Source organism: Streptomyces sp. Wb2n-11 (genome assembly GCF_001049855.1).
In the GTDB taxonomy this organism is placed as follows: Bacteria; Actinomycetota; Actinomycetes; order Streptomycetales; family Streptomycetaceae; genus Streptomyces; species Streptomyces altiplanensis.
The window spans coordinates 163,803-172,730 of record NZ_CVPB01000004.1 but is presented as its reverse complement, the minus strand read 5'-3'; the positions used below and the strand labels follow the sequence as shown (position 1 = coordinate 172,730).

The 8,928-nt window shown below is 69.0% G+C and carries 6 protein-coding genes; 3 read left to right on the top strand and 3 right to left on the bottom strand.

Features of this window, described 5'->3' with window-relative positions:
• The first annotated feature begins 437 nt into the window (after window positions 1–437).
• A complete protein-coding gene (locus tag BN1555_RS36325; protein WP_093804192.1) occupies window positions 438–1,463 on the top strand; it encodes a LacI family DNA-binding transcriptional regulator in 1,026 nt (341 codons plus the stop codon).
• Between the two features lie 706 nt (window positions 1,464–2,169).
• On the opposite strand, the gene BN1555_RS36320 is transcribed toward BN1555_RS36325, so the two are convergent.
• The 3 genes from BN1555_RS36320 to BN1555_RS41845 all read right to left on the bottom strand — a co-directional run bounded on the left by BN1555_RS36320 (window position 2,170) and on the right by BN1555_RS41845 (window position 6,706).
• Complete coding sequence (locus tag BN1555_RS36320; RefSeq protein ID WP_255306547.1) at window positions 2,170–3,558, bottom strand: cellulase family glycosylhydrolase; 1,389 nt, start codon at window positions 3,556–3,558, stop codon at window positions 2,170–2,172.
• A gap of 90 nt (window positions 3,559–3,648) precedes the next feature.
• A complete protein-coding gene (locus tag BN1555_RS41195; RefSeq protein ID WP_255306546.1) occupies window positions 3,649–5,703 on the bottom strand; it encodes a cellulase family glycosylhydrolase in 2,055 nt (684 codons plus the stop codon).
• Window positions 5,704–6,493: 790 nt separating this feature from the next.
• Window positions 6,494–6,706, bottom strand: a complete 213-nt coding sequence (locus BN1555_RS41845) for a hypothetical protein (RefSeq protein ID WP_176710365.1) — start codon at window positions 6,704–6,706, stop codon at window positions 6,494–6,496.
• Between the two features lie 84 nt (window positions 6,707–6,790).
• Here BN1555_RS41845 and BN1555_RS36305 point away from each other — a divergent pair, with 84 nt between their 5' ends.
• Window positions 6,791–7,228 carry a hypothetical protein gene (locus BN1555_RS36305; protein WP_093804190.1) on the top strand — a complete coding sequence of 146 codons (438 nt, stop codon included), beginning with the start codon at window positions 6,791–6,793 and terminating at the stop codon, window positions 7,226–7,228.
• A 5-nt stretch (window positions 7,229–7,233) separates the two neighbouring features.
• Entirely contained in the window at window positions 7,234–8,697 is a 1,464-nt protein-coding gene (locus BN1555_RS36300; RefSeq protein WP_141662981.1) for a hypothetical protein, read from the top strand.
• The last annotated feature ends 231 nt before the right edge of the window (window positions 8,698–8,928 follow it).

The window sequence follows — 8,928 nt, the reverse complement described above, 5'->3', positions numbered from 1 at the left end:
GCGAGGAGGCTCAGAACGAGCGTCGAACGGCGCCGCACAAATTAACGTGATCATGACAAGACACGATCTCCTTCTTCCTGTGGGGGGAATGCCGGGTTCCGGCGCGGGCATCAAGCGATTGGGAGCGCTCCCAAACTCCACATTGAGTGTCGTGACGCGAAGCGGCAACATTCATTTGCGCCACTTCCACGCCAGCTGGCGCGAACCTTCCATTGCAGTGCGAGAGCCGTCGCCCATCCCGATGCCCCGCTGCAGGAGCGGCGGCCCTGGTTCACTGCGCGCGTTCCGCGTTCCACCGCGCCCGGCCGGCCTCCCGTCCCGACGGTGTGCCTGGCGTCCGGGTCGTGTGCCAGGGACCTGTCAGCAGGCCGGAGCCGGTCGATCACGGACGCCCAGGGCCGTAGCATTGGGCTTCTCGCGGGTGGGGGGAGAAGGTCATGGGCAAGCAACGCCCCGGGGCGGGGCCGACCTTGGAGGAGGTGGCCGCGCTTGCCGGCGTGGGACGGGGCACTGTCTCCCGCGTCATCAACAACGTGGCAGGGGTGAAGGAGTCGACGCGCCGCGCCGTGCAGCGGGCCATCGCCGAGCTGGGGTACGTACCCAACCTGGCGGCCCGGTCGCTGGCCGGGCGTCGTACGGACGCGATCGCTCTGGTGATGACGGAGCCCGACTGGCGGAAATTCGCGGAGCCGTTCTTCTCGGAGACCATTCGTTCCATCGCGGACGCGTTGACCGACACCACGATGCAACTGCTGCTCACCCAGGTACGCACGAACGGGGAGCGGAAGCGTTTCGTCGAGTACGCGCGTGGCGGAAGGGTCGACGGCGTGCTGCTGATATCCGTGCACGCCGACGACCCGCTGCCCGACATGCTCGCGGACGCGGGGGTGCCCACCGTCATGCTGGGCCGTCGCTCGGCCGACGAAAGCATCACCTACGTGGACGCGGACAACATCGGGGGCGCCCGAAGCGCGGTCACCCACCTGCTGAACAGCGGCCGCAGCGCGGTGGCGACCATCACCGGGCCCCTCGACATGTACGTCGCCCACTGCCGGTTGCGCGGCTACCGCGAGGCGCTGGGCCGCGCGGGCCTCGACGCGAAACCGTCCTGGGTGGCCGAAGGAGACTTCACCGAGGCCAGCGGCCGCGCGGCGATGGCGGAGCTCATCGTGCGGGAGCCGGGGATCGACGCCGTGTTCGCCGCATCGGACAGCATGGCCGCCGGAGCGCTGGACGCCCTGCGCGCGGCGGGCCGCCGCGTGCCGCAGGACGTCGCGGTGATCGGATTCGACGACTTCCTCCTGGCGCAGCGCACGGACCCCGCATTGACGACCGTGCGCCAACCGCTCCAGAAGATCGGCCGGACCATGGTGCGGTTGCTCATGGAGGAGCTGGAGGACTCGGGAGTGGCCTGGCGGCATGTCAGCCTGCGCACAGAATTGGTGCTCCGCGGCTCCGCCTGACCCGCCTCGCCGCAGGTGGCGCCTGCCGGCTCCCGCCCGCGCAGCCGGACAAGTCCCCGCGTCCGCCCACCTGCTGTTCGGTGGGGGCCAGGACGTTTACCGGTGGCCCTGCGCGGCCGTGGTCGGCCGTCTCACTTCCGGCGGGAACATCAGCACGCGGGCCGCCCAGGCACAGGACATCGAAGCGAACTGAGACCCAACCCGCCGACTCAGCGAGCGCCTCGTATCACGTGCGCGACTACGTTGAGCCCGCCCTGAACTCGTGGAGGCGCCACGTCAGTTCCGTCGCAGGAGACCGCTCGGCAAGCCGAACATGTAGCGGCGCCCAGAGGCCGGCCTTCCACACAGGGCGGAAGCCGTAGCCGACGGTGGCGTCCTGTGTGTAGCCCCACTCGTCAGGCCGCCCTTCGCGTGCGGCGTACCGACGGCGGACTGCCGCAGGACGTGTGGGCGGACGCCGCAGGTGGCCGCGCCGTCCCAAGCGAAAGTCGCGGAGTTGGTGCCCCGCGCCATGGCTGCCAGGTGGCGGGTTGATGCCCAACCGCCGGTAGCTCGGCAGGGACCTGGTCCAGGTCGGCAGCGCAACGGCACTCACGCGCCACCGATGGGGAACCAAGCAAGCCGCCGCACACCTGGCTCCACACAGCAGAGCTCACCTCGCAGGGCAAGGTAGGGGGCTCCAGCCCAAGGCTGGAGCCCCGACAGGTCAGCTGGTGGGGAAAGCGTCGGGGGTGCTGATGCGGCTCTTGAGCAGCGCCCCCGATTCCGTCAGCACACCGCTGCTGCTGTAGTCGGTGCCGTTGCAGATGCCGGGTTTGAGCGCAGCGCTGCCCTCATTGGCGTCGGAGTACGTCCAATTGGCGTAGCCGATCTTCAACTGGTCCAGCAGGTCCAGCCAAGCCGTGGAGCTGACGCGGTCGACCGCTCCCCCGCCGGTGTAGGTCACTGTCCCGAACTCCGTGACGAACAGAGGCAGCTTCGAAGCCGCACGGCTCACCGCGGCACGGTAGTTGTCCTGGTGGCTGGCAGCGTAGAAGTGAAACGCATACATGATGTTCGTTGCGTTGACCGGGTTGTTGATGACCTCCGACTCGTTGGAGCCGTCCGAGACGCCCAGCGAGGACCAGCCGCGCGTGCCGACGATGATGACGGCGTCCGGGTCTGCAGCCCGGATAACCGGGATGACCTGCTCCGCGTAGCTCTTGATGGCCGCCCAGCTCACGCCGTTGGGCTCGTTGGCGATCTCGTAGATCACGTTCTTCTTGTCGGCGTTACGGGCGGCGACGGACGCGAAGAACGTCTTGGCCCGCTCGAGGTTGAAGTTCGGGTCGCCCGGCGTCAGGGTGTGGAAGTCGATCATGGCGTACATGCCGCGCGCCTCGGCCATGTCGACGAGGCTGTTCACGCGGCTGGTGAAGCCCGCCGGGTCGGTCTCATAGCCGCCCTCCTGCACGTACATGGCGATGCGGAACAGGTCCGACTTCCAGTCCTTGGCCAGTGCGTCCAGGGAGGCGTTGTTGTAGCACTTGCTGAACCACTGAATGCCGTGAGTGCTCATGCCGCGCAGCTGGATGGGGCGGTTGTACTGGTTGCACAGGTGCACGCCGCACACCTTGAGCTGCCCGTTGATGCCTACCGGGGTATCGGTGGGCGGCTCGGGATCCGGGTCCGGCGGGGGCTCTTCGCCGCCGATGGTGCCGGTGCAGGTCACGCCGTTGAGCGTGAAGGCGGCGGGCTTCGGGTTGGCGCCCGTAAACGTTCCGGTGAAGCCCAGGTCTGCGGAGCCGCCGGTGGCCAGGGTGCGGTTCCAGTCGGCGTTGGTGACGCTGACCGCGGAGCCGGACTGCGACCAAGTGCTGTTCCAGCCCTGGTTCACCTTCTGCCCGCCGTCGGCCCAGGTCCACTTCAGGGTCCAGCCGCTGACGGGATCACCCAGGTTGGTGACCTTCACCCCTGCCTGGAACCCGCCCGACCACTGGCTCGTGATCGTGTAGTCGACCTTGCAGCCCGTGGCGGCCACCGCCGGTGGGCTGACGAGAACACTGAGGCCCAGGACCATCGTGCAGGTCGCCAGTAAGGCCAGTAGACGTTTCACAACTCTCTCCTCGTCTGCCGATGGAGCTTGAAATTGGAGCGCTCCCAAAAAAGGCGGGGATCCGTTCCGCCCTGTTCGGTATGTGGCAGGTCAGGCCGGGGGCGTACCCCAGGCCAGGGTCGTGCCGGTGTATGCGGGAACGGCAGGTGCATCGGTGTACGTCGTTGAGGTCGTACGGCTGTAGTCGTTCGCCTCGTTGAAGTTCGACCAGTCCGCCTTGCTCATCCTCAACTGGATGTCACCGGTGTTGCCGCCGGCGGCCAGGGAGCCGCCGGTGAAGCTCACCTCCAGGTAGGCGTCCGCGCCCGAGACGGCTGTCGCCAGCGGCACGACCCGCAGTTTGACCTGTGCGCAGCCCACGGCCGCGTAGTCGCACCAGGCGTTCACGGAGGCCGATCCGTCGCGGGTGAAGTAGTAGCGGACCGCAAGGGCGTCGAGTTTCACGGCTGAGCTGCCGGTGTTCACGGCCTGGAGCGAGGGCCGGATGGCGTTGTCCGTCGCGGAGCTGTCGTTGTTCTTGTACCGCACCTTCACGGCTCCGGACGGGGTGTCCGACGACTGCGTGGTCACGCTCAGCGCCGCCGAGGGAGCGGAGACGTTACCTGCCGCGTCCCGCGCCCGCACGGTGTAGCTGTACGCGGTGGAGGGCGAGAGCCCGGTGTCGGTGTAGGTGGTGCCGGTCACCGGCGCCGCGTTCACCTTGGTCGTTCCCCGGTAGACGTCGTAACCGGTCACCCGGGTGTTGTCGGTGGACGCCGTCCAGGACAGCGCAAGGCTGGTGGCGGTCTTGGCGGTGCTGGTCAGGCCGGTGGGGGCGGTGGGCGCCTGGGTGTCGTCGGGGTCCGTCGGCTCGTCGTACACCTCGCTCAGGCTGATGCCGGTGGTGCTGCCCGCGCCGCCCAGCGGTACCTCGTGGTCGAGGCTGACGAACTTGCCGCCGTGCTGCCAGAGCGCCGGCTTGAGCAGAGCGTATTTCTCCTCGTCCCAGGACTTCCAGTCGCCCAGCAACAGGCCCCCGGTGTCACCGGAGTTGGGGTTGAGGCACCAGAAGGTCTGGTGAATCCGGTGCTCGACGACGAGGTCCCGCAGTGCGGTCATCCACTTCTGGTTCGGCCCGCCGTCGAGGAAGCCTCCCCACTCGCCGATCACCAGCGGGGCTTTGTTCTCCTTGTGCAGGTAGAGCCAGTTGGGGTCCCAGACGTCGCGCTCGAGCGTGGTGCGGTTCCAGTCGCCGGTGAACCAGGGCTGCTGGTGGACCAGCGGCCCGTAGTCGTGCGGGGAGTACACGAGCTGGTCATGGTGCGCGCCGAGGTCCACGGGGTGGTCGCGAACGCCGCGCAGGTTGCCGCCCCACCAGGTCGAGTGGTAGTCGGTGGCGGTGGTGGAGGTCCAGCTCACGCCGGCCTTGGGATAGATCTCGATGCCCTCGCAGAGCACCAGCAGGTTGGGGTTGATGGCGAGCATCCGCTTGCCGGCCGTCTCGCACACGTGCTTGAAGTTGTCCTGGTCCGTCGAACCGTCCCACTTGGCGCGTGGGCTTGTACCGGCCGTGCCGTGCGGCTCGTTCTTGACGTCCATGGCAACGACGGTGTCGTCGTTCCTGTAGCGGGCGGTCACCCACTCCCAGGCGGTGTAGAAGTCCTCGGAGGTGATGGCGCCCTTCCACCACACCGGGTAGACGTGGCCGGAGTTGTCGGCCTCGGCGCTGTGGACGTCCAGCATGACCTTGATGCCGTACTGCTTGCACAGGACGAGCCAGTGGTCGAAGACCTCCAGGGAGCTCTTGCCCGCGATCTCGGGGTTGGCGTAGGCGTTGACGCCGCTCGGGACGGCGGCTTGGCCGTTCTTCCACTCCAGAAGGAGCTGGGTGGAGATGGGCACTCGGACGATGTTGATGCCTCTGGAGGCCATCGACTCGGTGATGTCGGTGATGTTGCCGGACCACAGTCCGTGGAAGACCCGCTCGCCGGCGTTGAAGCCGAACCAGTTGGCGCCCGTGAGCCAGACCTCGTCCCCGTCAGCGTCAACGATCTTGTTGCCCTTGGTGTGCAGCCAGTCGTCGCCAGGTGCAGCGACGGCCGCCTCGCTGCGCGCGGGGGCCGGGCGGTTCTCTGCCCCGAGCGCTGGGCCGGCCCCGAATAACAATCCTGTGGCCAGCGCCGCAGCGAGCACCACCCGGATACGGCGAAATGGCCGGGTGCGGCCACGTCTTGATGACAGTCCCACGATGTCCCTTTCTGTCGCATGGCCGGAACATGAAGTACGGAACAGCGATGGGAGCGCTCCCAGAATTGCGCGCTGTTCATGAAGCCAGGCGCCTTAGGAGCTGTCAACCTTTTGAACCAAAGCGGCCAAGTCGCTTTGGAGTGTGCGGTGTGGCTGCCGCTGTGCAACGCGCGGAAGCGGCGGCTGGTGACGGCTGCGGAGGAACGTGTCCTGAAAAGTGAAGAGTTCGCCCCATCACGTGGGCAGCCGTAACTCAGCGAGCCCATGGCTCGCGTAGTACGGTTCCGCACAGCCCGAGCGCAGCCGCCCGCGGACGCCCCCACCACGTTCCGTGGCAAGGTCCTGCGCGAGGCGGCCGGCACCGCGGCCGCGACGGGCGTCACACCCTCGACGCACTTGCAGACGCCGCACTCGGCGAACGCACGGGCACCCAGCTCCTGACGGCCCTGCGCCGCCGGACGGGCGTGCGGGCGTTCGCCTGACGGTCTTCGACGACGGAGCGAGGGACTCCGGTTCCGCCGCTGACGGCACGACGGTCACTTGGCAGTTCCCGCTGTAGGCGCTGACCTGCGGCGTCGAAATCCATTCGACGAATTCCAGCGCATCAGGTTGTCAGGGCCATGAAGGACTTCTACAGTCGCACGAAACCGGTGGAGTGGGGGCGCCTCCATCTGCGGGGCGATGGGAGCGCTCCCAAAATCGCACCTCTTCAGTCGAATTCGACACAAAAGCTCTTCTGTCGAATCCGGTCCCCCTCGGAGAGAAGCCCCCGTATACGATCCTCACCGCGCCGCCTCCGCACCGTCCACGCTCTGTTCAGCGCGCTCCTGACCGCTCTGGCCACCCTGACGACGCTTCTCGTCGCCACCACGCCCGCCCAGGCCGACACCACGATCTGCGAGCCCTTCGGATCGACCGTCATCCAGGGACGCTGCGTAGCGCGCGGTCGGGCCAGCAGGCCGCCGCGGACCTGGCCGCCGCCGAAGCCCAGGCCAGGCGTGCGTCTTTGACCGACCTGCCCCAGCGCCTCGGCCGATGGACGGCGGCCCGGCTGGGCGTTCATCCGTCCATCTTCGGTGTGGGCTCGCACACCCACGGGTTCGTGCTGCCGGCTTACCTCGAGCGCTCCCACGACCAGCCGCTGCGCGCGGCGCTGCGTACGGCGGCCAAGGGCACCGAGGCGGTCCTCGTGGTGGTGCGCGGGAGCTCGTGCACGGGCAAGACCCGTGCCGCGTACGAAGCCGTCCAGCACGTCGGCGGCCTGGCGGAGTGGGACCGGGTGTTTCCCGTACGGCATCAAGCGCTCTGGAGGTACTGGCGGCCCGCGCGCTCGCGCCACGTACCGTCTTGTGGCTCGACGATGTACACCAGCTGCTGGCCGGGCGTGACGGAGAAAGACTCGCGGCCAGCCTGCTCTCCCGGCTGGATCAGCCCGGTCCTGTGATCGTCGTGGCCACCCTGTGGGATGCCGCCTTCACCGACCTGACTACGCCGCGCCCGCAAGGCCACCCCGCCGACGGCGCCGACCCGCACTTTCACGCCCGTACACTGCTGGTTCGTGCCACCGAGGTGGTGCGCGTCCCGCCCGCCTTCCATGCCCGGGACCTGCGGGCGCTGGACAGTCTTGGTAAGGACCCCACACTAACGGCCGCCCTGCACGCGTCTCGGGACAGCAAGATCACACAGACTCTCGCCGCCGGCCTTCAGCTCGCGGACCGCTTCGAATCCGCCCAGAAGCCGCCCGCCTGCTACGCGCGCGCCCTGATCAGCGCCGCCATGGACGCCTGCCGGCTTGGATGGGACGCACCCCTGCCGGACGGTTTCCTACGAGATGCAGCCTCCGGTTACCTCACGGACGAGCAGCGGACCGAGGCAGGCCCCGGCTGGTTCACGTCCGCTCTTGCCGATGCCCGTGCCCAGGTGCAGCGCGTTGCCGCAGCGCTGGAGCCCGTACCCCGGCGCGACGGGATGGGGGCGCGACCCGACGTCTCGCGTCTGGCCGACTACCTCGACGCACATGGCCGCGCCGTCCGGGAACACGCCGTCCCTCCCCAGCCGTTCTGGGCCGCTGCGGCCGCTCATGCAGAGGGTGCGGGCCTCTTGGCGCGGCTCAGCCGGGAGGCCGAGGCAAGACATCTGGGCGACGACGCCGAGCGTCTGGCCGGGCTGGCCACAGCCGCCGGTGACCACGGTGCCCACACCATGCTGGCCGAAATGCGGGAGCGGGCCGGGGACTGGCAGGGTGCTGAGCGGATGGCCCGGTTGGCCAGCGATGGCGGAGACCCGCGCGGCTGCGCCGTGTTGGCGTGGCTGCGGGAACGGGCCGGGGATCACGAGGGCGCCGAGCGGATGGCGCGGCTGGCAGCCGGCGCCGGAGACACGGACGCTCTGCGCAGCCTCATGGAGAAGCGGGAGCAGGCCGGGGACCGGCTGGGCGCTGAACGTCTGGCCCGCCTGGCCGCCGAAGCGCGGGACCCAGGTGCCCTGCGCAGGCTGGCGCGGGCGCGTGAGCGGACCGGGGACACCGAGAGCGCCGAGCGCCTTTACGGACTCGCGGCCGGCGCGGGGGACAAGCGTCCTTACAACGCCCTGGTCAGAAGGCTGGAGCGGTCAGGGAACGGCCGTGGCGCGGAGGAGACGGCCCGAATGGCCGCCGACGCCGGAAACCCGCGTTGTTACACCACGCTGGCGTGGATACGGGAGCGGGCCGGGGACCGGCAGGCCGCCGAGCGCCTGGCGCGGCTGGCAGCCGACGCGGAGGACCGGCACGCCCTGCGAGAACTGGCCGAGCTGTGGGAGCGCACCGGGGACCGGCACGGCGCCGAGCGCCTGGCCCGCCCGGCCGCCGAAGCCGGGGACCCGGACGCCCCACGCAGGCTGGACTGGCGGCGGCAGCGACGCGGCGAGGGCTAGGACCTTTCCGTCCGATGACCCAAGCCGCGCCGCACAGGACCTGCACAGTGCACGGGCCAGTCCACCCCAGCCCGCTACGGGCCACCACAGGCCCGTCGAAGAGCGCCGGGTTCGCCACTTCGCCTTGTCCCACACGCGATCTCTGGACGCCTCATCCGAAGGTGACAGCAGCGGTTCCTCGACCTGAGCGAACTGAGCCCATTCCAACCTCGTGCAGCTACTGGTCAGCAC